A 23,128-nucleotide genomic window follows, 5' to 3' on the forward strand; every position below is an offset into this window, starting at 1 on the left:
GACATACGGTGTTGAATCGGTGCGCGGCTCTCGCCCCGCCCCTGCGGGGCCGACGCTGTCGGCGGCCCGACCATACCTGTGATGGCCGGACGCCGTGGTGGTTCGGAAACCACCGAATCGGCGTGACCCCGGGTCTTCGGATGAACTGTCACCAATTTGCCACACTCGGTGCGACATTGCTGGCTTCGGTGCGCCACGGTCTCGGCCGAGACCGTGGCCGAACCGACTCAGCGAATGGTGGCGGTCAGGTGGGGGTAACCCTTCTTCGGGTTCTTCAGGGCGAGATCCCAGCCGCCCTCGACCTTGTCGGCGTAGACGTTGATCGTCGACGGCAACAGGATCGGCTTACCGAATTTGACCGCGTACGTGGCCTTTTCGGGAACGCGACCCTCGAGGTTGGACAGGATGTTGGCCGCGGACCACATACCGTGCGCGATCGGCTTCGGGAAACCGAAAGCCTTGGCGCCCAACGCCGAGGTGTGAATCGGGTTGTGGTCACCGGACGCGTTGGCGTACCGGCTGATGGTCTGCTGATCCACCCGCAGCGTGCGCAGCGGCGGCGGCGGAACCTCATCCGGCTTGGGCTCGGGCTTGGGCCCGCCGGACAGCGAGGTGCGCTGCTGGTGCAGGAACGTGGTGACCTGACGCCACACCAGTTCCCGGCCCACACTCACCTCGGTGATGGCGTCCACGAGCAGACCCTTGGGGTGCTCGCGCAGGTTCTCGATATGGGTATCGAAATCCAGCGGTTCGGAGACCGAGATCTCCCGGGTCCGCTCGATCACGTTCTCCGCGTGCACCGCGCCGACCGCCACGAACGGGAAGTCGCGGGCGACGACCAGCTGCATGGCGAGCGGGAAGCTGAGCACGAACGGGTAGGTCAGCGGCAGGGCGTCGCTGAACCGCAGTCCGGTCGCGCGGCAGTAGGCGGCCAGGTGATTCGGATCGACCTTGAAGCCCTCCAGCCGCACGGTGCGATCCGGCAGCTTGGACGGGCGGTTCGACAGTCCGGGCACCGGCAGCGCGCCGAGCGCGGCCTTGACGAACAGGCCGGAGTTCTTCGGCACCTCGCCGAGCGTGATGGTCTGGCTCATCATGCTCCGATCAGGCTCTGGCCGCAGACGCGAACGATATTGCCGGACACCGCGTTCGACGCCGGGGAGGCGAAGTAGGCGATGGTCTCGGCGACGTCGATGGTCTGACCGCCCTGCAGCAGCGAGCTCATCAGGCGACCGGCCTCACGGGTGGTCAGCGGGATGGCCGCGGTCATGGCGGTCTCGATGAAGCCCGGCGCGACGGCATTGATGGTGATGCCCTTTTCGGCCAGCTTCGGGGCTTCGGCGTTGACCATGCCGATGACACCGGCCTTGGACGCGCCGTAGTTGGTCTGGCCGCGGTTGCCCGCGATACCGGCGATGGAGGACACATCGATGACGCGGCCGCCGGACTTGAGCGCGCCCGCGGCGACCAGGCCCTCGGTAATGCGGTGCGGGGCAGCCAGGTTCACGTTGATGACCGAGTTCCAGCGGCCCTCGTCCATGTTCGCGAGCAGCTTGTCGCGGGTGATGCCGGCGTTGTGCACGACGATGTCGATGCCACCGAAACGCTCGGTCGCGAACGCGGCCAGCTTCTCGGCGGCGTCGGCGGCGGTGACGTCCAGGGCCAGCGCGGTCGCGCCGACCTTGTTGGCGGTCTCGGACAGGGCTTCACCGGCGGCCGGGATATCGGCGACGATCACGGTGGCGCCGTCGCGAGCGAACACCTCCGCGATGGTCGCGCCGATACCGCGGGCCGCACCGGTGACCACGGCGACCTTGCCCGCGAGCGGCTTGTCCCAGCTGGCCGGAGCGGTGGAGTCGTCCTTGCCGACGCGGAACACCTGGCCGTCGACGAAGGCCGACTTGCCCGAAAGGATGAAGCGCAGCGTGGATTCCAGGCCGGTGGCGGTCGCGGCGGCCTCCGGGTGCAGGTACACCAGGTTGCCGGTGGAGCCGCGCAGCAGTTCCTTGGCGACCGAGCGGCTGAAGCCCTCGAGCGCGCGCTGGGCGATCTGCTCGTCGACGGACGCGGTCAGCTCGGGGGTGGTGCCCACGACCAGGATGCGGCCGGACGCGGCGAGGCTGCGCATGGCGGGCTGGAAGAACTCGAACAGCTGCTGCAGCTCTTCGATGGTGCGGATGCCGGTGGCGTCGAAGACCAGCGCGCCGAGCTTGGTGCCCGGGGTGACCGAATCCACAAAGCTGTAGTCGGACAGCAGGTTACGGGCGGCATCGGCGACCCGGCCCTTACCGCCGAGCAGCACCGGACCTGGAAGCGCGGGCTGACCTGCGACGTAGCGGCGCAGGTTCTCCGGCTGCGGCAGACCCAGCTTGCTCGCCAGGAACGCGCCCGGAGCAGAGTGGATGAAAGATCCGTACAGGTTGGGAGCGCCCTTGCTCTTGCTGGCTGCCACTGTTCCTACCTTCTCTTGTCTAGGCCCCGCGGGCGGTCTTGGGCACATTCGCGGGGTACGGTGTCGACAAATGAACTTACTCCAGAGTAAGTTTAATGTAAACCGACCAATGCCGGTCCCGCGGGACCGTGCGAGTACGGAAATCCACCCGACGAGACACTGGAGACTCGAGTGACCACCAAAGCCCGTTCGGCGAAGCCCGCGGCCAAGACCGCCAAGCAGGCCAAGCCTGTCGCGATCCTCGGCGGCAACCGGATTCCGTTCGCCCGTTCCGACGGCAAGTACGCGCACGCCTCCAACCAGGACATGTTCACCGCCGCGCTGAACGGTCTGGTCAGCCGCTTCGGGCTGCAGGGCGAGCGCCTCGGCATGGTCGTCGGCGGCGCGGTGCTCAAGCGCGTCGGCGAGCACGGCATGATCCGCGAGAGCGTGCTCGGCTCCACCCTGTCCCCGTACACCCCGGCCCACGACCTGCAGCTCGCCTGCGGCACCGGCCTGCAGGCCATCCAGACCGTGGCCGACGGAATCGCGCTGGGCCGCTTCGAAGCCGGCGTCGGCGGCGGTACGGACACCACGTCCGACGCGCCCATCGGCGTCAGCGAGTCGATGCGCGAGTGGATGCTCGACGCCAACCGCGCCAAGAACAACAAGGACTACGCCAAGCTGGTCGGCCGCCTGCGCCCGTCCATGGTCGGCATCGAGATCCCGCGCAATGCCGAACCGCGCACCGGACTCTCGATGGGTGAGCACGCCGCCATCACCGCCAAGGAATTCGGCGTCGCCCGCGAGGCCCAGGACGAGCTGGCCTACCTGTCGCACAAGAACATGGCGGCCGCCTACGACCGCGGTTTCTTCGACGACCTGATCACCCCGTTCCTCGGGCTGACCCGCGACGACAACCTGCGTCCCGGCTCGACCATCGAGAAGCTGTCCACCCTCAAGCCGGTCTTCGGCGTGAAGCTGGGCGACGCCACCATGACCGCGGGCAACTCCACCCCGCTCACCGACGGCGCGTCCACCGTGCTGCTGTCCACCGACGAGTGGGCCGCCGCGCGCAACCTGTCGCCGCTGGCCTACCTGGTCGACTCCGAGGTCGCCGCCGTCGATTACATCCACGGCCCGGACGGCCTGCTCATGGCCCCCACCTACGCGGTGCCGCGCCTGCTCGCCCGAAACGGCCTGACGCTGCAGGACTTCGACTACTACGAGATCCACGAGGCGTTCGCCTCCGTGGTGCTCGCCACCCTGCAGGGCTGGGAGTCGGATCAGTACTGCAAGGAGCGCCTGGGCCTGGACGGCGCGCTGGGTTCCATCGACCGCAGCAAGCTGAACGTGAACGGCTCCTCGCTCGCCGCGGGCCACCCGTTCGCCGCCACCGGTGGTCGCATCATCGCCTCCACCGCGAAGATGCTGGCCGAGAACGGCGGCGGGCGCGCGCTCGTCTCCATCTGTGCCGCGGGCGGCCAGGGCGTCGTCGCCATCGTGGAGCGCTAGGAATACTCCGCTCGCGCGGAAACGAAATACCAAGGGCGGGGCCCGGTTCCGAGGGAACCGGGCCCCGCTCTCGTCTTTCAGGGCAGCAGCCGGTGGGTTCTGGTCGCGAGGTCGGAGATGCGCAGGGTGGGGTAGCCGGTGACGGCGCTGTGCAGGGTGTCGCCCAGGGAATCGGTCCAGTGGGCGGGGATGCGGGACGCGCCGGTGCAGACGCCCGCCACCGAACCCGCCGTCGCGCAGTTCGATCGCGAATCCCAGCCCGCACCCGCGGTCAGGCGCACGGTTTCGGTGAAATCTCCGTCGCCCCAGAGCAATCCGGCGGCGATGAGACAGGCGTTGCCGATCGAATGCAGGCGGTTGTAATGCGTGTGGCGCTCATGGATCGCGAGGCGCGCCCGGTCGAAATCCAGACCACCCGCGTGATCGTCGATGACCTCCGAGAGCGCCACCGCCAAACGGGAATTCGCCGGAATGACCCGCTGCGCCCGATCCAGCGCCTCGCCCGGACGCGCGGCCGTGAATGCCGCCGCTATCAGCGCCGCGGCCCATCTCGCCGCCCACAATCCATTGCCGGTGTGCGAGACCGAGGCATCCCGGGCGGCCAGTTCCGCGGCGCGGACCGGATCACCGGGATTGGTGTAGCCGTAGATGTCCGCGCGCACCAGCGCACCCCGCCACTCCCGGTAGGGATTTCGGTAGCTGGCCGTATCCGGGGGCAGGAAACCGTCGATGAGATTGCGGTACGCCACCCGCTCGGCGGTGGTGGTGCGCAGGAACGGCAGCCGTTCCAGCCACAGCGCCGAGACGTCGTCGGCGATGAATTCGGCGCCGTACTGCTCGAGCAGATGCAGGCCGAGAATCGTATAGTCGAGGTTTTCATCACGCGCGCAACCGATTACGGCCGAGACCCGCGGACCGGACTGCGCACAGCCCGCGCATCTGCCCAGCCAGCCGCCATGGATGCGATCGAACAGCTCGGTCCGGGAGTAATCCACCGGTGTGCGATATCCGGGCGAATCACGGGCCGTCCCAAGGTCGTTCGGATCACCTCCGGTGGCGCTCCATTCGAAGTACCGCCAGCCCGGCGACCGCGCCGCCGATTCGATGCGATCGAGTAATCGCCAGCAGGCCGCGTCCATCGGCCGGTCGGCCCGCGACAACTCGTTCACATCTTCGGCGAAATCGGCTACCGCGTAACCGGATTCGAGACGCTGGCACCATTCGTAGTAGAGTAGTGCCCGGGGATCTGCCTCATGATGGCCGAATACGGCCGCTTCGATCGAGGACACCGGATCACAGCACCGCGATGGTGGCGTCGAGTAGCTCCGATAACAGGGGTAGCGATTCATCGCGCTGGGGTGCGCGCGCCCACCACCTGCCCTCATGGGTGTGCCTGCCGAATCCGGTGGGCAGGATGACATTACTGCGATGCGGGCCGATGTCCACGCTGTTGCGCTCCAAGCGTTCGAGCCATTCGTCTGAAGGATACCCGTCGAACACCGCCAGAAAGGTGCGGCGCGGCGGCCGATCGCGCACCAGCACCGGACCGGGCACGCCGCGCACCGTCAATTCGCCGAGTATCAAGGCGCCCAACGGTTCCGGGGTGTTCAAGGCCGCGATGGTGTCCACCAGGGATAGCACCACGAAGCCGGGGGTGGTGACATGCACATGCGGCAAACCGAACAGGGAGCGATACACGCTCGCCCATTCCTGCGGGGTAGTCAGCTCGTCCAACCGCACAATCCACCCCTCGTCCGGGCTCAGCTCCAACGACGGCGATGTCGAGTCGGCGGTATGGCAGGTGCCGACACGTCGGTGAGAAAACCGACTCTTGTCAGTGAAAACCGGAGTCGCGTATCCCACCACTGATTTGGGTGAATCGTTCGCAAACTGTGGACAACCCGCGACAGACGGAAGTCGTCAAGTCGGCTTCGGGCAACCTTTCCGGGGTAACCTCGATACGGAGACATGCGTTCCCATCAGGAGGTTCGTCATGCCGTGCGATTTGATGCTCATCGCGTACGACGGGTCCGAGAATGCGCGCCGCGCCGTCGAGTACGCCGGGCGGTTTCTGTCCGCGAACAGAGCCGTGGTCCTCACCGCCTGGGAGCCGATGGCCCGTCAGGCCGCGCGACTGTCCGGGCTCTCCGGGGTGATGCAACCGGAATGGATGCCCGACGACGAGATCGAGGACGTCGCGTACGTCGACGCCAGGACCATCAACTCCGAGGGCGTGCGGCTTGCCAAACTCGCCGGGCTCAGTGCCGAGGCGAGCACCGTCGAATGCACCACGACCATCTGGAACGCCATCGTCGAGGTGGCCGACGATCTGGATGCTGACATCATCGTCGCGGGCACCCGCGGCGCGACCGGCATTCGGGCGCTCATGCATTCCAGCGTCGCGGACGCGGTGCTCAAACACTGTCATCGGCCGGTGCTCATGGTCCCGCCCGGCCGCGAACCCGCCCCGAAATCCTGAGCGATCGGCACGCGTGACACTCCCCGCCGCACCCGCCGCGCGAGCCTGCGAGATGAGTCTTTCAGGGCCGCAATGACACTGGGGACCTGCGCCGGAGCGGTGTGATCGGCGCGACAGAGACTTCCGTCGCTCCGGGGATTCAGCCGCGCGCGAGCGGACTATGGTCGGAAGACCATGGACGGATTTCTGCTGGCGTCACCCAATGGCGTGGTACGCACCAGAGGCGCCCGCATCAGCTTCGATGCGGCGGCCGACGCGGCGGCCGCGCTGCGCGCCGGAGACGCCGAGCTGATCACCGGTGCGCTGGCATTCGATCCGCGCCGACCGGCCGCACTGTGCGCACCCGAAGAAGCGCTGCACACCGCCGGGCCGTGGCGGCCCGCCGCGCTGCCGGAATTGCCCGCGGTGCGCGTGGTATCCGAAATGCCCAGCGCCGCAGAACATGTGGCGCGCGTGACCAAACTGGTCGAACAGCTTTCCGATCCGGAACAGCCGCTGCGCAAGGTGGTGGCGGCGCGCTCACTGCTCGCCGAAGCCGACGCACCACTGGAACCGGAGGTGGTGGCCGCGCACCTGGTCACCCGGCATCCGCGCGCCAATGTGTACGCCGTCGACCTCACCCCGGCCGGACGGCCCGGCGAGACCCTGCTCGGCGCGACACCCGAGGTACTGGTGGCGCGACAGGGACGCACCGTCACCCTGCGGCCGCTCGCGGGCACGCTGCCCCGGCTGGCCGATCCGGACGCCGATGCGGCACAGGCGCGAGAACTGTTGTCCAGCAGCAAGAATCTCGAAGAGCACGCGTACGTCGTGGAATGGATTCGCGACCAACTCGCGCCCGTCTGCGGCACACTGAACATCCCCGACGGCCCGGAACTGCTGAATACGCCCGAGGTTTGGCATCTGGCCACCCCCATCACCGCCGAACTCGACGATCCGTCGGTCACCGCCCTCGACCTGGCGGTACTGCTGCACCCGACCCCCGCGATCTGCGGCACGCCGACCCCGCTCGCCCTCGACGCCATCTGCGATCTCGAAGGCGACCGCGGCTTCTACAGCGGCGCGGTCGGCTGGTGCGATGCCGGCGGCGACGGCGAATGGGTGGTCGCCATCCGCTGCGCCGAACTCTCCGCCGACGGCCGCTCACTGCGCGCCTTCGGCGGCGGCGGCATCGTCGCGGCCTCGGACCCGCACACCGAACTGCTGGAAACCACCGCCAAACTCCGCACCTTCCTCGGCAGCCTGCACTGCGCGGTCCCCGAATAGCGCGGCAGTGCATCCGCCCGGTCAACGGGCTGTTCAACTGTGCAGAATGCCCGGATGCGGACGCCGAGCGGGCTGGGCGGTACGGACCTATCCGCTTCCCAGCGCTCAACCTGCTAGGTTGGCTCGAGTTACGCATGCGTCGATGTATGGGAGTCCGCGATGAAGTTTGCCGTTCCTGGTGTAGCGAGCGCTGCCGGTGGGGCCCTGATCGGGCTGGCGGTGGTGCTGGGCATCACGATGGCGGCCTCGCAGGACAAGCGCCCGGAAATCGACCGGAGCGGCGACGCCTCCTCGTCGCTGCTCAACCACGTTGAGTACGGCGCACGCTGACCGGCTGACCTCCGATCCCGCCGCGACCGGTCCAATCGGAGACCGGTCGCCGAACACCACACCGCTGGGCCGCCGCTGGCTGCTCGGCAGCGTCCTCGCCGCCTTCCTGCTGACCTTCGCGCAGGCGCCCGGCCGCACCGTCGCGGACACCAAATACGATCTCGCGCAGAACCCACTGGGCTTCCTCGCGCGCGCCAGCCACCTGTGGAGCAGCCAGGCCCCGATGGGCCAGGTGCAGAACCAGGCGTACGGCTACTTCTTCCCGCACGGCGCGTTCTTCTCACTCGGACACATCCTCGGCCTGCCCGCGTGGGCCGTACAGCGCATCTGGTGGGCGCTACTGCTGCTCGCCGGATTCTGGGGCATCATCCGGCTCTGCGAAACCCTCGGCATCGGCAGTCGCGGTTCACGAATCATCGCGGCCGTCGCCTTCGCCCTCTCCCCCCGCGTGCTGACGACGCTCGGCTCGATCTCCTCCGAGACGTTGCCGATGATGCTCGCGCCTTGGGTACTGCTCGCTCCCGCCGCGCTGGGTGTGGCGCTGCGGCGTACCGCCGAAAATTCCGAGGAAGGCGACCGCACCCCGGGAGCGAATACCGAGACCGCTCTCGATAATCCGGGCGGGTGGCGCGGAGCGGCGACACCGGCGGGCAGCGCTTTGGCGTTGGCGCTCATGGGATCGGTGAACGCGGTCGCGACGGCGGCGGCGTTCCTGCCCGCGGCGCTCTGGTGGATGTCGTATCGGCCGAATCGGGCCTGGTGGCGGTTCACCCGAGCGTGGATTCCGATGCTGGTGCTGGCCACCTTCTGGTGGGCGGTGCCGCTGCTGTTGCTGGGCAAGGTGAGTCCGCCGTTCCTGGATTTCATCGAATCGTCGGGGGTGACCACGCAGTGGGCCTCGCTCGGGGAAGTGTTGCGCGGCACCGATAGTTGGACACCGTTCGTCTCACCGGAGCGCATCGCCGGAGCCGTGCTGGTCACGCAGCCCGCGGCCGTACTGGCCACCGGCATGCTGGCGGCGGCGGGCATCGCCGGATTGGCCATGCGGTCCATGCCCGGGCGCGGGCGGCTGGTGCTGATCCTGTGCGTCGGACTGGTCGGGATCTGCGCCGGATACGCGGGCGAATTGGGCGGGCCGTTCGCGGAGCAGGTGCGCACCTTCCTGGACTCCGGGGGCGCACCGCTGCGGAATGTGCACAAGCTGGAACCGCTCATCCGGTTGCCGCTGGTGCTCGGGCTCGCCCACCTGCTGAGCCGGGTGCCGCTGCCCGCATCGGTGCCGATGCCGGTGTGGCGCAGGGCCTTCGCACATCCCGAACGGGACAGGATGGTGGCGGTGGGCGCGCTCATCCTGACGGCGCTGACGCTGTCCACCTCACTGGCGTGGACGGGCAAACTCGCACCGCGCGGCGACTACGACAGGGTGCCCGACTACTGGCATCAGACGGCGGATTGGCTGGCGCACAACGCTTCCGACACCCGCGCGCTGATCGTGCCCGGCGCCCCGTTCGGCAGTCAGACCTGGGGACTGACGCGCGATGAACCCATTCAGGCTTTGGCGAGTACACCCTGGGCGGTGCGGGATTCGGTGCCGTTGAATCCGCCCGGCGCGATCCGCGCCATGGATTCGGTGCAGCGGCTCATCGCCGACGGGCGGCCCTCGGCCGGAATGGCGGCGACGCTGCTGGACCAGGGCATCGGAATCCTGGTGCTGCGCAACGACCTCGACCCGGAGACCTCCCGCTCGACCCGGCCGATGCTCGCGCACCAGGCCATCGAGGGCTCACCCGGACTGAGCAAGGTCGCGCAATTCGGCGACCCCATCGAATCCGGGAAACTGGCGGGACTGGTCGCGGACGCGGATCTGCGGCCCTCGTATCCGGCGATCGAGATCTACCGGGTACGACAGCCCGATGCCACCACCGCACCGAACGACCGTGCCGAAAGACCCGGCACCGACCTCGGATCGCGTGAAACCGCGCGCACGGCAGCCGATCTGCGCGGCGGCACCGGTGCGCCCGGTTCGTTCCCGGGCGCTTACACACTGCCGCTGGACGGCGTGCCCGTCGTCCAGGGCGGCCCGGAAGCGCTGGAACGCCTGCGCCGTGATCCCGCGACGCCCACCGGCCCGGCATTGCTCGCGGCGGACGCCGCGCAGGCGGGACTGCCGGTGGACGGCGTCACCATCACCGACACCCCCATGGATCGCGAATCCGACTTCGGGCGGGTCGACAACCATGGTTCGGCGCTGCGCGGTAAGGATGACGCACGGCGGACCCACAATCTGGTGCCGGACTATCCGGTGCCCGGTGCGCGATTGGTCGAGGGCGAATGGTCCGGCGCGCGGATCACGGTCTCCAGTTCGGCCGCCGACGCCACCCAGTTGGGCGGGGCCGCGCCCGGCAGTTCCACCGCCGCGCTGGTGGACGGCGATCCGTCCACGGCGTGGATCAGCAACGGTGTGGAATACGCGCTGGGGCAATGGATTCGACTGGATCTCGACAAGCCCGTCACCTCGGCGGTGCTGCATCTGACCACCAGCGGCGCGGTCATCGGCAGTCCGGTGAAATGGGTGGAGGCCAAAACCTCCAAGGGCACCGTCTCCGCGCGCATCACCGAGCCGGGCAAGCCGGTATCGATCGCGCTGCCGCCGGGTAAGACCGACTGGATCAAGATCACCGCCATCAGCACCGAAAACGGCAGTCTGGGTGGACAATTCGGGGTCAGCGAGCTGAGCCTCGACGACTACGGCGACCGCGAGAACCCCGTGGCCGTCGATATCCGGCATCGCGCGGTACTGCCGCCCACCCCGGCGGGCGCACAGGTGCGAGGCTGGCGGCTCGGCCAGGAATTCCCCGGCCGCGGTGCGTGTTTCGAATCCCCCGATCGGGTGCGCTGCAGTAAATCCATGGCGCTCACTGCCGAGGAACCCGGGCTCTTCGAACGCACCCTGCAGGTCCCGGAGCCGGTCACCGTGACACCGGAGCTGCTGGTGCGCGCCCGCCCCGGACCCGCCCTGGAGAATCTGCTCGCCGACCGCGACCGGCCCGTCGCCCGGGGGCAGGCCGATGTGGCCGATCCGCGCGGCTCCGCGCTCGCCGCCACCGACGGCGACCCGCGCACCAGCTGGACCGCGCCGGAGACCACGGTCCACAATCCCACCGGCGCGAAACCCACGCTCACCCTTGATCTTCCGGAACCGACGCTGGTCACCGGACTGGAACTGACGCCGTCCCGAGGCGATCTGCCCGCGCACCCCACCTCGGTCTCGGTGAATCTCGGTGACGGCCCGCAGGTCCGCGAGGTGGACCCGGCCGCCGGTGTCCCCACCCGCATCGACGTGCACCCGTACGTGACCGATCGCATCGAGTTGAGCATTCAGACCTGGGATGCCGTACTCGACCGCACCGCACTGGGTTTCGCCCAGGAACAACCGCCGGGCCTGGCCGAGGTGTCGGTCCTGGGACCCGACTATCCGGCCCCCGCCGCGCCCGATCGCCTCATCACCATCGATTGCGCCGACGGCCCCACCCTCGCCGCGGCGGGGCGCACGCTGCATACGACCGTCACCGGCACGGCAGCCGAATTGCGTTCCGGCGCACCGCTGCCCGCGAAGGTCTGCGGCAGCGACAAGACCCCGGTTCCCAGCAACCCGGCTGACAGCGCATCCGCCGGTCAGACAGTCGAAGGGTCCGGCAGCGGCGCAACGACATTCGACTTCCTGCCCGGCGGCATCGATGTCACCGTCGCGCCGACCGGACTGTTCAGCGTCGACAAACTGCGCCTGGACCGCACCGAGCTCCCGGCGCTGAACCCGAACACCGCCGATGCGCGCGCACCGTCCGGCACCCGGGTGCTGGTGCTCCCGCTGAGCACCAATGTGGGCTGGCGGGCCGTGACCTCCGACGGCCACGAATTGAAACCCATCGTGATCGACGGCTGGCAGCAGGCCTGGCTGCTGCCACCCGGCACGATGGGTCCGATCACCATCGAATTCCCGGCCGACCGCTGGTATCGGTACGCCATCTTCGGCGGTCTGCTGCTGTTGCTTCCGCTCGCGGTGCTCGCGTTCCGGGGCGCACGCGCACCGGTCCGCGATGACGGACCCGCACCGCGCACCTGGCGCAGCCGCGCCCTGGGCGCGGCCGGACTGGCCGCCGCGGCGGGCTTGATCGCCGGTCCGACCGGGCTGGTACTCACCGCGATCGGACTGATCGCCGCACGCCTGCGGCCGCCGCACTGGTCCATCTGGCTGATCGCCATCGCCGGTACGGGAACCGCGATCTCGGCGGCCGCGCTCTCCACCGGGCCCTGGCGTTCGCCCGAGGGTTATATGGGCGGCTCACTGTGGGTGCAGTTGCCCGCGCTGGTGGCGATTGCGGCCCTTGGTCTTTCGGCGTTGCCGCCCCGGCGCGACTGACGGCCGCACCCTCCGATCAGCCGAAAGAGCGGCGCGTCCACTTCCGCACCGGCTCCTCGACCAGTGCGAAACTCGCGGCGGCCAGCGGCAGGGTGAAGGCGACGGTCAGCAGGTAGACCTGCACGAAATGTCCTCGGAACGGGACGATGCCGAACACCGGGAAAATGATCGACAGCACCGCCAGATGCCAGATGAAGATGCCGTACGACCAGCGGCCGAGGGTGGCGGCGGTGCGGCTCTCCAGCCACCGGTACCGCACCTCCGGGCGCAGCACCAGCGGTGCGAGCAGGCTGAATCCGATGATCGCGCCGAAGAATATCTTCAATACGTACTGCCACGGCTGCGCGTGCGTGAGCCCGGCCGGACCGGCGAACGGCGTCGCCGACAGCAGCATCGCGGCCAGCGCCAGCGGCCACATGAGCCGCCGGTCACCCGCGATGCGCCGCCATCGCGGTACGTCCCGATCGGAGAGTTCGGCCAGCAGCATTCCCATGGCGAACCATGGCAGATAGGCGGGCAGCCAGTTATCGGAGTGAATCGCCTCGGGCGTCGGGACGGGCAGCAGATTCCAGCTCAGGAACAGCACCGCGATCGCCAGTACGACGGGCACCCGCCAATTCGCGCGCGGCCCGCGCAACCACATCAGCGCCAGCGCGAGTAGCGGAAGGACAAGATAGAAGGCCACTTCCACGGACAGACTCCACATCTGGGTGAGTCCGTCGGTGAGCGTGTACGGCACGAAGACCTGTGTCAGCGCGAGATTCGAGACCCATACGCGGAGTCCGGCGGTATGCGCCGCGCCCGGGAGCAGGATCAATACCGCGCACACCACCACCCAGTAGGCGGGCAGGATGCGGGCCGCGCGATGCAGGAGATAGCGGCCCGTCGACGGCGCGGCTCCCAGTCCGCGCGCGGCGGCGGCATGCGGACGCCAGAGCAGGAAGCCGGAGAGCGCGAAGAAGATGGCGACGGCCATATCGAAGCGTTCGAGCACGCGGCCGATGATCGGGTACGTGGTGGCCCCGGTCTGGAAGGCGACGTGCGTGACGACGACACCCAGCGCGGCCATGGCCCGCATGCCCTCCAGGGCCGGGACGAAGACTCCGGGACGGCGAATCGACCGGCGATCGAGTTCCGCGTCCGGCGTGTCCGGACGGACCGGTTCGGTCGGTTCGGAGGGCGGGTGCAGCGTGGCGGTCATCGAGGATCAGTTTGCCTTGTTACTCACGCGTGTGAGCACCCTGTGTTTGACTTACGGGCGTTTCGTGATGTTTTCCTGCCTCGGCAGGACGATGTGAGCCGATCGACTGTTAGTGTCGGGGCTCACGAGTGCTGTGCGGCGACCACGGCACTGATCGGAACGACCTGTTCGACGACGAGGAGAACCTGCATGGCACTGAGTGCCGGTACCCGAAGGACCGTGGCCTGCCTGCTCGTGGGGCTGGGTGCTTTGCTGCTCGTCGCCGCGATCATGATCCCCACCTACACGGTGAGCCGTCTCGCGAAAACCCCGCTTGACCTGGAGATCACGACCGTCGCGACCAATGTCCAAGGGGCTCCCAGCGAAGTGCTGGACTCCAAGTCGCTCACCTCGCCGACCGGTTCGGCGAAGGTGGACACCAACGTACCGCTGTTCTCACAGCGGTTCCTCACCGTCGAAGATCCGGCGAACGCCTCGGAGATGACCATCCAGGCCGGCCAGACCCTGCGGCGCACCGATAAGCAGGGCGATACCGGCCTGCTCACCGCCACCCTCGACCGGGTCACCATCGACCGCAAGGACGGCATGCCCGTCGATTCCGTCGACGGCGGCCCCAATGGCGCGGTCGGCGCGACCGTCGACAAGAAGGGCGACACGGTCATGGATCCGGTGCAGCACACCGGTCTGCAGTACCGCTTCCCCATCGGCACCGAGAAGAAGGCCTACCCCTACTTCGACCTGAACGTGCGCAAGACCTTCGACATCAACTTCGTCGAAGAGACCGAGATCAACGACATGAAGGTCTACCACTTCCAGCAGACCGTCCCCGTCACCGATCTCTCCACCGTGGTCAACTCCCCCACCAACAAGCTGGCGCTGCCGGCCGAGAAGTGGGGCGTCGAGGGCGGCGAAACGCCGGTCACCATGACCCGCTGGTACACCAACACCCGCGACGTGTGGGTCGAGCCCAAGACCGGCACGGTCATCAAGGGCGGCGAGCACGTACAGCAGTTCTACGCGCGCAGCGCCGACAAGCCCGAGGTCACCGTCCTCAACGCGAGCCTGATCTTCGATGAGAACACCGTCGAATCGCAGATCTCGGTCGCCAAGGAGAACATCGACAAGCTGTCGCTCTTCGGCCGCACCGTCCCGATCGCCTTCGGCATCATCGGCGCCATCGCGCTGATCGCCGGCATCGTGTTCGGCGTGCTCGGCGGCGGCAACGGCAATGGCGGCACCCCGGTTCGCCGCGTCACCCCGGCTCCCGCTCCGGCGGGCGGCCCGCGCCCCGACCCGTTCGCGGACGCACCGACGCAGCAGATCGACATCGGCAAGACCCAGCAGATCGACATGGACAAACGGCCCTGACCAAGCCCGGTCCCGAAGCGGCCCCGCACCTTTCGAAGGTGCGGGGCCGCTTTCGTTTCACCGCACTCGGACACGGCGGCCACGCCGCCGCGGAAGCGTGACCCAGACGATTCCGGGGGTGCGGCGTGCAGTCGTGCGAGCGGGTGGGAGCATTGCGGGCGTGTCCGTTGTACGTCGTCTACCCGTGGTGGCGGATCTGACGTTGGTGACGGCGGGGGCGATGACCGCCAATGTGGCGGGATACCTGCTGCAATTGCTGGCCAGTCGATGGCTGGGCGTCGCGGGGTACAGCCCGTTCGCCAGCCTGCTCGCGGTGCAGCTGCTGTGCGCGGTGCCCGCCTTGGCATTGCAGAATGTGGTGGCCCGAGAAGTGGTGCGCGGCGCGGAAATCCCCGCCGCCCGTGGCTTGTCCCTGCGCTGCGCCGCGCTGGTGGCCGCCGTGGCGATTCCGCTCGTACCCGTGGTCAGCGCGGTGCTGTCGGTGAGCCTGGTGGCCGCGGCCGCAGCACTGTGCGCCGCACCCGTCCTGGTAGTGCTCTCCGGCGAGCAGGGAATCCTGCAGGGCCGCAGCCGCTTCCGCGAACTCGCGATCGTCCTCGGCGGTGCCGGAATCCTGCGCGTCACCCCCGCCGTCGTGGTGCTCGGCAGCGGCGGGGGCACCACCGCCGCACTCTGGGCAGCCGCCCTCGGTATCGCCCTCGCGGCACTCGGTGCCCGGAGCACAGTGGACGGCGCTTCTTCGGACATCGGCGCGGCACGGCCGGAGTACTCGGGCAGGGTCGGGGTGCTGCCGGTGTTCCGGGCGGTGCAGGTGCAGGCGGCGTTGATGGCGTTGTCGTCGGCGGATTTGATCGTGTCGCGAATCGTGCTGGACGAGAACGATGCCGGGCGGTACGCGCTGGGAGCCATCGCGGCGAAGATCGCGTTCTGGCTGCCGCAGGCGGTGGGCGTGGTGCTGTATCCGCGCATGGCGCAGCCGCAGCATTCCGCGCGCGCGGTGCGGTCGGCGCTGGCCGTGCTGACCGGGATCGGAGCGCTCGCGGTGGCCGCCGCGGCCGTCGCCGCGCCGCTCGCGCCACTGCTGGCCGGGCAGGATTACGCGCCGGTGCAGGGACTGCTGTGGGTGTTCGCGCTCAACGGCGCGCTGCTCGCGGTACTCCAGGGCGCGCTGCTCTCCGCCATCGCCGCCGATCGCACGGCACCGGCCGCGATCACCTGGTTCGGCCTCGCCATCGGTGTCGGCGCGATGCTCGGGTGGGCGCATTCGGTATCCACCCTGATCACCATCGCCACGACGACCTCCGCACTCACCACACTCGTGATCACCGTGCTCGCGCTGCGCACCGCTCGTGAAACCACCTCCCGAATCCCCAGCGCACGCGATTCCGCTACCCCTGGTGAAAACAACCCGGCCACCTCCGGCAAACGCCATTCGACAGCGTCCGGCGAAAGCGACTCGACCGACCTCGGCAAACGCGATTCAACCGCACCCGACAAAGGCGATCCGGCGATCCCCGGCAAACGCGATTCGACCGCACCCCACGAAGGCGATCCGGCCTCACTCCGCAATCGGAATTCAGCCGCTCCCGGCGAAAGCGATTTCGGCGTCCCCGATTTCGGCCCGAGCGGCGCATAGGGTGCCGGTGTGAACAGTCGGGTTCGCGGTAGCTGGACCAGGTTCGTGCCCGCGGGGTACAGCCTGGCACTGTCCCTGCTCGTCCTCGGTCCCCTGTTGGGCCCGGGCTATCTCCTGCTCCGCGACGCGGTCAGCACTCCCCGCTCCTACCTGACCGATTCCGCCCTCGGCCTCGGCGACGCCGCGCCCCGCGCCGTCCCGCAGGACGCCCTCATCGCCACCCTCTCCCCCCTGCTCGACGGCGGCCTGATCGTGAAAGCGATTCTGCTGACCGCACTCTGGTTGGCGGGCTGGGGCGCGGCCACCCTCACCCGTTATCTCCTGCACGTCTCCACCGGCCCCCAACTGGTGGCCGCCACCCTCGCCATCTGGAACCCCTACGTAGCCGAACGCCTCCTGCAGGGCCATTGGAGCCTGCTCACCGGCTACGCCGCCCTGCCCTGGATAGCCCTGCATGCCACCCGTTTACGCACCATCCCGGCACCTTTCGCCCGAACCTGGCCGGTATGGGCGGCGCTCGGCGGCTGGCTGGCGGTGGCGGGCCTGACGCCCACCGGTTCCCTGCTGGCGGGAATCATGGCCTTCCTCTTGGTCGGCCGCCGGAATCTGCTTGCGACGGTGGCTCTCTGGATCGCATCCTCGGCCCCTTGGCTGGCCGCCACCGTACTCGCGGGCTCGGGCGCGGAACCCTCGGATCCGGCGGGCGTAGCCGCCTTCGCCGCGCGAGCCGAACCACTGCTCGGAACCCTGGGCAGCCTCGCCGGATTGGGCGGCATCTGGAACAGCACCGCCGTCCCCGGCTCCCGCACAACATTTTTCGCCCTGATCGGCACCGCGATACTGCTGGCCTTGGTCGCCACCGGTATTCGTTCCACCCTCCGTCCCGGTGCCACGGCCCCGGGTACCCGGCAGGTGCTGGCGGGACTGGCGCTGGCGGCGATCGTGATTCCGGCGCTCGGAGCTACCGGCTGGGGCCTGTCGATCGGAGAGTTCCTGGTGGCGCATGTGCCGGGGGCCGGATTGCTGAGGGATACGCAGAAATTCGCGGCACTTGCGATGCCCGCGTTCGTAGTGTGTGCGGCTGCCGGGTGCCGAGCGGTGGCGGAGTGGATCGCGCGGCGCGGCGAGGTGCGCCGGGGTCGTGGTCCGGTTGGGGCGGTTGCGGCGGTATTCGTTGTGCTGGTGCTGATTTCACTGCCGGATATGGCTTGGGGCGTGGGTGGGGAGTTGCGGCCGGTGAAGTATCCGGATGGGTGGGAGCGGGTTGCCTCGAAGGTCGAGGGGCCGGGGGATGTGGCCGTGCTGCCCGGGGGGATGTTCCGGAAGTTCCGGTGGTCCGAGGGTGCGCCAGTGCTGGATCCCGCGCCTCGAATGTTGCCTCGGGATGTATTGCAGACCGGGGAGCTTCCGGTGCAGGGGGCGACTGTATCCGGTGAGGGGATGCGGGCCGGACATGTCGAGCGGTTGCTGTTGCGGGGTGGCTCGGCGGCGGAACTGGCTCGGCTCGGTGTGGGATGGGTGCTGGTGGAGGGTGGTACGCCGGGACCGGTCGGCGAATCGAAAATAACTCTGGGCCAGCTCAATTCGGTGTACAACGATCGCGACCTGCAGCTGTATCGGGTGCCGGGCGAGATCACCCCGCATGATGCCTCGGCCGCGGCGCGGCGGGTATCCGGTGCCGCTCACCTGGCGTGGGGCGTATTGCTCTGCGGCGGAATTGTTTCCGCGCTCGTTCGCTTCCTATCGCGGTCGCGGACCCGGCGTCGATCCGCGACGCGTTCAGCCGCGTGATCGTGCCGCCGCAACCGACGTAGTGCCGGGGCCTCAGGAAACCGTTGCTCCCGCAACGAGTCCGGAGACGCGTTCACCGCGGGCTACGGCCGACAGGACGTCGAAGACGCCGTTTCCGGTTTGCTCCCAGGAGAATTCGCGAGCTCGGGCGCGAGCCTTTTCACCCAGGACGGTACGGGATTCGGGGTCGGCGAGGAGATCGCCCACGGCTTCGGTCAATTGGCTGACGTCGTCGACGAGGACGCCCGTCACGCCGTCGACGATGGAGTCGGTGAGGCCGCGGGAACTGCGGTAGCCGACGGTCGGGACACCGTGCTGGGCGGCTTCGATGACCGCCAGGCCCCAGCCCTCCTTGCGGGAGGGCAGCACGTGCACCCAGGCGCGGGCGAGCAGATCGTGTTTGCGGTCCTCGTCCACGTGGCCGTGGAAGGTGACGGCGTCGGCGATGCCGAGTTCATCGGCGTGCGCGCGCAGGTTGGCATCCCACCAGCCGCCGCCGATGACGTCCAGGTGCAGGCCGGGAACGCGCCCGCGCAGTCCGGCGACGACCGCCATGGCGTCCTCGATCTGCTTGTGCGGCACCAGCCGGGACAGCACCACGATGCTCGGATGCGCGGTGCGGGTGCTGTGATCACCGGTCGGCGCCTGCTCCGGAATGGGTTCGGCGCCATTGCGCACCACCGCGATTCGCGCCGCCTCGACGCCGAGCGCGGTCAATTCCTCGGCCGAGGGCAGTGACACCGTCAGGTACTGATTGCCGCGATGCACGCGCGGTGACAGCTGGGATTCGATCCACCAGCCGATCCGCCCGATCAGTCGTCCCGCCACCGGCCACTGTTCGCGATGCCCGTGATGCACCAGCACCACCGTCGGGGCCGCCGCGGCCGTCCGCGCGAAGAAGGGGATCCCGTTCTGGGTGTCGATCACCGCGTCGGGCCGCAGCCCGGCCAGCGGCCCCAGGCCGAACCGGCCGAGCGCGATGGCGGCCAGCGCCCGCGGATACACCGTGTACCGCCCGCCACCGCGACTGATCTCGATCCCATCGAGGTGTTCGCGGCGCGCGGCCCCCGGGTACCGGGCGGTCCGCAACGTGACCTTCACACCGCGGGCGGCGAGCTGAGCGCCCACCTGTTCCAGGTAGCGCTCACTTCCACCGCCCTGCGGATGCCCGGTGTCGCGCCAGCACAGCAGCAGCACTTCACGCACGGACGATCTCCAGGGTCATCGATGGGGACGGCGAACAATGGGCTCCACCCTATAGCCCGGCCCGCCTCCCCGAGCCAACAGTGGTCAGCCGACCACCAACTGCTCAATCGCCCCGGAGGGTCGTCGTATTACCTCCCCGGCCGGGTAAGGGCCGGATTCGGCGTCGCATCGCGGCCATTTTCCTTGCGAAGAAGGCGTGTCGGGGTGCGAGGTTGTGGGTGGGAAGGGGTGATGGCCGTATTTGTGCGAGACTGCTCGCCATGCTTCGAGCCGAGCAGAACCGTGCCGGGAGACGTCCGAGATTCGCGCGTCGGGCGACCCTGCGACGCTCGCTACGGCTGCTGGGCAGCTTCCGGTTCGAGCAGACCGATCCGGGCCTGTTCTACGGCGGGATCGCGACCGATACGGCCGATATGGTGGCCGATTTCTACCGGGATCTGACGGGCCGCTCCCTGAGCGGGACGGTCGTGCTCGATGTGGGCGGCGGTCCCGGCTATTTCGCGGACGAGTTCACCCGCGCGGGCGCGCGTTATCTGCCGGTCGAACCGGATCCTTCGGAGATGCACGCGGCGGGCCTGCGGGTGGCGGGCGCGGTGCGCGGTTCGGGCATGGCGCTGCCGTTCCGCGATGACGCGGTCGAGGTATGCGTGTCCTCGAATGTGGCCGAACACGTGCCGCGCCCGTGGGTGATGGCGCGGGAAATGCTGCGCGTCACCAAACCCGGTGGGCTGATGGTGTTTTCGTACACGGTGTGGTTCGGTCCGTTCGGCGGGCATGAGACCGGCCCGTGGCACTACCTGGGCGGTGAGTACGCCGCACGCAGATATCGCCGCACACAGGGCCGCGAACCGAAGAATCGTTTCGGCAGATCATTGTTCGCCGTGAGTGCGCGGGACGGCGTGCGCTGGGCGAACACCGCACCCGGCGATATCGAGATTTTGGCCGTTTTTCCCCGGTACCACCCGCGCTGGGCGTGGTGGGTGGTGCGGGTGCCGATCGTGCGCGAACTGCTGACCAGCAATCTGGTCGTGGTCGCCACCAAGCGCGCGGCCGCGAGAACGCCTGCCGTCGAAGCGGATTCAGCGCTCGAGTCGGCCGCGCCGCCAAAAGCGCCGTAGCCCACCGCATTCGGGTTCGCCCCAGGGTGACTCCTGGGTTGCGAGCCCGACCGTCTCCATTGCCGTGAGCCCGACCTGTCCGGCGAGCGCGTTCACCGCAGCTACCGCCTCGGCGGCTTGCAGTGCGGCCGTGGCCTGTTCGGTGGTGAGGGTGCGGCCGGGCAGGAATGACACCACCCAACCGCCCACGCCAACGCTTTTCGCCTGATGAGGCGTGAGATCGCTTGTCATGAGCGACCGATCGACCACTTGCACCGCCATGACCCGGACTCCCCTGTGCGATAACGGTTCACGTTATGAGCGAGCTATCCACGATAGCTATAAAGCATGCTCGCTACGCCTTCCGAATGCAATAGTGCGTTTCACGAAAAGCGAACCGACAGGTTGGAATTCGATATTGGCGAGTGCTACGCGATAGCTCAGAGATCGCCCATCACCAATCGCAGCACCGGCTGGCCCACCCGCGCGGCCCCCTGCGAACTCTCCACGACATCCACCTGCCAGCCGGGTGGCAAAACCTTCTGCAACTGACTCGCGGCCCGCTGCATCGGAGTGCTCGCCGACGGCGGCGGGATCTCGGTCAACTCGGGGATAACGAAAGCGTCGGGGTGCACCTGGGTCATACGATTCGCCTACCTTTCGCGTAATCGAACGAGTAGCCGGCCGAAGGGCTGGAAATTCGAAAAGGGGGCGCGGCAACCGAAGTACCAATAGCTAATTTATAGCAACAGACCAGATCGGTCATGCGGAGGAGCCACGGGAGAGCATAGGGCACCGATGGGCGAACCGAATTGCGAACCGCGCCGGAAGAATGGACTTCGCGCGCTTTCGATTTCATCCCACTGACCGGGACACTTGTCCGGTCTTCACTACAGACAGCCCTCGGGCCAAAACTGTAACGTGTTCTCATGGATTACCAGAGTCTGTTCATCGGCGGCAGCTGGACCGCGCCCGCGGGTTCGGAAACCGTTCAGGTCGTCTCCCCCGCCACCCTCGAAACCGTCGGCAGCGTGCCCGACCCCACCCGCGCCGACGTCGACGCCGCGGTCGCCGCCGCCCGCCGCTCCTTCGATCACGGACCCTGGCGCACCACCCCGCCCGAGGAGCGCGCCGCACTGCTGGCCCGCGCCGTCGCACTGCTCGACCAGAAGTCGGGCGAGTTCGCCGCGGCGCTGTCCGCCGAGATGGGCGCGCCGACCATGACCGCCACCACGCTCAACTACATCCCCGCCCGCGGCACCCTCGACTTCTACGCCGGGCTCGGAAAGTCCTTCCCCTGGACCGAATCCCGCACCGGCCTGTTCGGCACCACCCGGGTCTCGCGCGAGGCGGTCGGCGTGGTCGCCGCGGTCATCGCCTGGAACGTGCCGATCTTCCTGGCCGTGAACAAGCTCGCGCCCGCACTGCTGGCGGGCTGTTCGGTGGTGCTCAAGCCCGCACCGCTGACACCGCTCTCGGCGAACCTGCTCGCCGACCTGTTCGCCGAGGCCGGGCTGCCCGAGGGCGTACTGTCCGTACTGCCCGCCGGACCCGAGGTCTCCGAATACCTGATCTCGCATCCGGATGTGGACAAGGTGACCTTCACCGGCAGCACCGCCGTCGGCCGCAAGATCGCCTCGATCGCGGGCAGCCAGCTCAAGCGCTGCTCGCTCGAACTGGGTGGCAAATCCGCGGCAATCCTGCTGCCGGACATGGATATCGCCGATATGCCCAAACTCGCCTTCTCCGGATTGATGAACAGCGGCCAGGCCTGCGTCGCCCAGACCCGCATCCTGGCCCCGCGCTCGCGCTATGACGAAATCGTCGACGCCCTCACCGAATCCGTGCGCCTGTTCCCGCTCGGCCTGCCCGACGACCCGAATGCCCAACTCGGCCCGCTGATCTCGCAGACGCAGCGCGAACGCGTCGAAGGCTATATCGCCAAGGGCAAGGATGAGGGCGCGCGCCTGGTCCAGGGCGGGGGCCGCCCGTCCGATCTGCCCGGCTGGTACGTGGAGCCGACCGTCTTCGCGGACGTCGCGAACTCCATGACCATCGCCCGCGAGGAGATCTTCGGCCCGGTGCTGTCGGTGCTTCCGTACGACACCGAACAGGAGGCCATCGCCATCGCCAACGACTCGGACTACGGCCTCGCCGGTTCGGTCTACACCACCGATATCGAGCACGGCGCGGAGGTCGCGAGCCAGATCCGCACCGGCACCTACGCCATCAACTGGTACGCCTTCGACGCCAGCGCCCCCTTCGGCGGTTACAAGACCTCCGGAATCGGCCGCGAGAACGGCCCTGAGGGCCTGGACGCCTACTGCGAACTCAAGTCCGTCCTGATGCCCGCGGGCTACACGGGCTAGACCGCACACCCCGCCGAAA

The 23,128-nt window shown here is 68.4% G+C and carries 17 protein-coding genes and 1 pseudogene; 10 read left to right on the plus strand and 8 right to left on the minus strand.

What is annotated here, in order from left to right; all coding sequences use genetic code 11:
* Positions 1 to 227 precede the first annotated feature (227 nt).
* Complete coding sequence (locus tag AB0L82_RS15885) at positions 228 to 1,094, minus strand: MaoC/PaaZ C-terminal domain-containing protein (protein ID WP_364636390.1); 867 nt, start codon at positions 1,092 to 1,094, stop codon at positions 228 to 230.
* Positions 1,094 to 2,500 (minus strand): 3-oxoacyl-ACP reductase, encoded by a 1,407-nt coding sequence (locus AB0L82_RS15890; RefSeq protein WP_364636392.1) that lies wholly within the window; start codon positions 2,498 to 2,500, stop codon positions 1,094 to 1,096. Before AB0L82_RS15890 ends, AB0L82_RS15885 begins: the two co-directional genes overlap by 1 nt.
* A gap of 123 nt (positions 2,501 to 2,623) precedes the next feature.
* On the opposite strand from AB0L82_RS15890, the gene AB0L82_RS15895 reads away from it, so the two are divergent.
* A complete protein-coding gene (locus tag AB0L82_RS15895; RefSeq protein WP_364636394.1) occupies positions 2,624 to 3,946 on the plus strand; it encodes an acetyl-CoA C-acetyltransferase in 1,323 nt (440 codons plus the stop codon).
* Between the two features lie 77 nt (positions 3,947 to 4,023).
* On the opposite strand, the gene AB0L82_RS15900 is transcribed toward AB0L82_RS15895, so the two are convergent.
* Together AB0L82_RS15900 and AB0L82_RS15905 are read right to left on the minus strand one after the other, a co-directional pair.
* A complete protein-coding gene (locus AB0L82_RS15900; protein ID WP_364636396.1) occupies positions 4,024 to 5,235 on the minus strand; it encodes an ADP-ribosylglycohydrolase family protein in 1,212 nt (403 codons plus the stop codon).
* Positions 5,236 to 5,239: 4 nt separating this feature from the next.
* Positions 5,240 to 5,680, minus strand: coding sequence for a hypothetical protein (locus AB0L82_RS15905; RefSeq protein WP_364636398.1), 441 nt, complete (start codon positions 5,678 to 5,680; stop codon positions 5,240 to 5,242).
* 259 nt (positions 5,681 to 5,939) lie between these two features.
* Here AB0L82_RS15905 and AB0L82_RS15910 point away from each other — a divergent pair, with 259 nt between their 5' ends.
* The 4 genes from AB0L82_RS15910 (at position 5,940) to AB0L82_RS15925 (ending at position 12,441) form a co-directional block, all read left to right on the plus strand.
* Positions 5,940 to 6,425, plus strand: coding sequence for a universal stress protein (locus tag AB0L82_RS15910; RefSeq protein ID WP_364636400.1), 486 nt, complete (start codon positions 5,940 to 5,942; stop codon positions 6,423 to 6,425).
* 174 nt (positions 6,426 to 6,599) lie between these two features.
* Positions 6,600 to 7,691, plus strand: coding sequence for an isochorismate synthase (locus AB0L82_RS15915; RefSeq protein ID WP_364636402.1), 1,092 nt, complete (start codon positions 6,600 to 6,602; stop codon positions 7,689 to 7,691).
* Between the two features lie 159 nt (positions 7,692 to 7,850).
* On the plus strand, positions 7,851 to 8,021 hold the full coding sequence (locus tag AB0L82_RS15920) for a DUF2613 domain-containing protein (RefSeq protein WP_364636404.1): 171 nt from the start codon (positions 7,851 to 7,853) through the stop codon (positions 8,019 to 8,021).
* 34 nt (positions 8,022 to 8,055) lie between these two features.
* On the plus strand, positions 8,056 to 12,441 hold the full coding sequence (locus AB0L82_RS15925) for an alpha-(1->3)-arabinofuranosyltransferase (protein WP_364637900.1): 4,386 nt from the start codon (positions 8,056 to 8,058) through the stop codon (positions 12,439 to 12,441).
* Positions 12,442 to 12,457: 16 nt separating this feature from the next.
* Here the strand turns inward: AB0L82_RS15925 and AB0L82_RS15930 are convergent, their stop codons facing one another.
* Complete coding sequence (locus tag AB0L82_RS15930) at positions 12,458 to 13,519, minus strand: acyltransferase (protein WP_364637902.1); 1,062 nt, start codon at positions 13,517 to 13,519, stop codon at positions 12,458 to 12,460.
* A 312-nt stretch (positions 13,520 to 13,831) separates the two neighbouring features.
* Between AB0L82_RS15930 and AB0L82_RS15935 the strand changes: the two genes are divergently transcribed.
* The 3 genes and pseudogenes from AB0L82_RS15935 (at position 13,832) to AB0L82_RS15945 (ending at position 18,437) form a co-directional block, all read left to right on the plus strand.
* Positions 13,832 to 15,010: a DUF3068 domain-containing protein gene (locus tag AB0L82_RS15935; protein WP_364636406.1), complete on the plus strand. Its 1,179-nt coding sequence runs from the start codon at positions 13,832 to 13,834 to the stop codon at positions 15,008 to 15,010.
* A 220-nt stretch (positions 15,011 to 15,230) separates the two neighbouring features.
* A pseudogene (locus AB0L82_RS15940) lies at positions 15,231 to 16,361 on the plus strand (polysaccharide biosynthesis protein); the annotation flags it as partial.
* Between the two features lie 294 nt (positions 16,362 to 16,655).
* Positions 16,656 to 18,437 carry a hypothetical protein gene (locus AB0L82_RS15945; RefSeq protein ID WP_364636408.1) on the plus strand — a complete coding sequence of 594 codons (1,782 nt, stop codon included), beginning with the start codon at positions 16,656 to 16,658 and terminating at the stop codon, positions 18,435 to 18,437.
* 33 nt (positions 18,438 to 18,470) lie between these two features.
* Here AB0L82_RS15945 and AB0L82_RS15950 read toward each other — a convergent pair whose 3' ends face one another.
* Positions 18,471 to 19,643, minus strand: a complete 1,173-nt coding sequence (locus AB0L82_RS15950; protein WP_364636410.1) for a glycosyltransferase family 4 protein — start codon at positions 19,641 to 19,643, stop codon at positions 18,471 to 18,473.
* Between the two features lie 260 nt (positions 19,644 to 19,903).
* Here AB0L82_RS15950 and AB0L82_RS15955 point away from each other — a divergent pair, with 260 nt between their 5' ends.
* Positions 19,904 to 20,761 (plus strand): class I SAM-dependent methyltransferase, encoded by an 858-nt coding sequence (locus AB0L82_RS15955; RefSeq protein ID WP_364636412.1) that lies wholly within the window; start codon positions 19,904 to 19,906, stop codon positions 20,759 to 20,761.
* Here AB0L82_RS15955 and AB0L82_RS15960 read toward each other — a convergent pair.
* Together AB0L82_RS15960 and AB0L82_RS15965 are read right to left on the minus strand one after the other, a co-directional pair.
* Positions 20,723 to 21,022, minus strand: coding sequence for a hypothetical protein (locus AB0L82_RS15960; protein WP_364636414.1), 300 nt, complete (start codon positions 21,020 to 21,022; stop codon positions 20,723 to 20,725). The two genes, AB0L82_RS15955 and AB0L82_RS15960, sit on opposite strands and share 39 nt — an antisense overlap.
* 158 nt (positions 21,023 to 21,180) lie before the next feature.
* A complete protein-coding gene (locus AB0L82_RS15965) occupies positions 21,181 to 21,384 on the minus strand; it encodes a hypothetical protein (protein WP_364636416.1) in 204 nt (67 codons plus the stop codon).
* 285 nt (positions 21,385 to 21,669) lie between these two features.
* Here AB0L82_RS15965 and AB0L82_RS15970 point away from each other — a divergent pair, with 285 nt between their 5' ends.
* Positions 21,670 to 23,109: an aldehyde dehydrogenase gene (locus AB0L82_RS15970; protein ID WP_364636418.1), complete on the plus strand. Its 1,440-nt coding sequence runs from the start codon at positions 21,670 to 21,672 to the stop codon at positions 23,107 to 23,109.
* Positions 23,110 to 23,128 lie beyond the last annotated feature (19 nt).

The organism is Nocardia sp. NPDC052001 (assembly GCF_040680615.1).
Taxonomy (GTDB): Bacteria; Actinomycetota; Actinomycetes; order Mycobacteriales; family Mycobacteriaceae; genus Nocardia.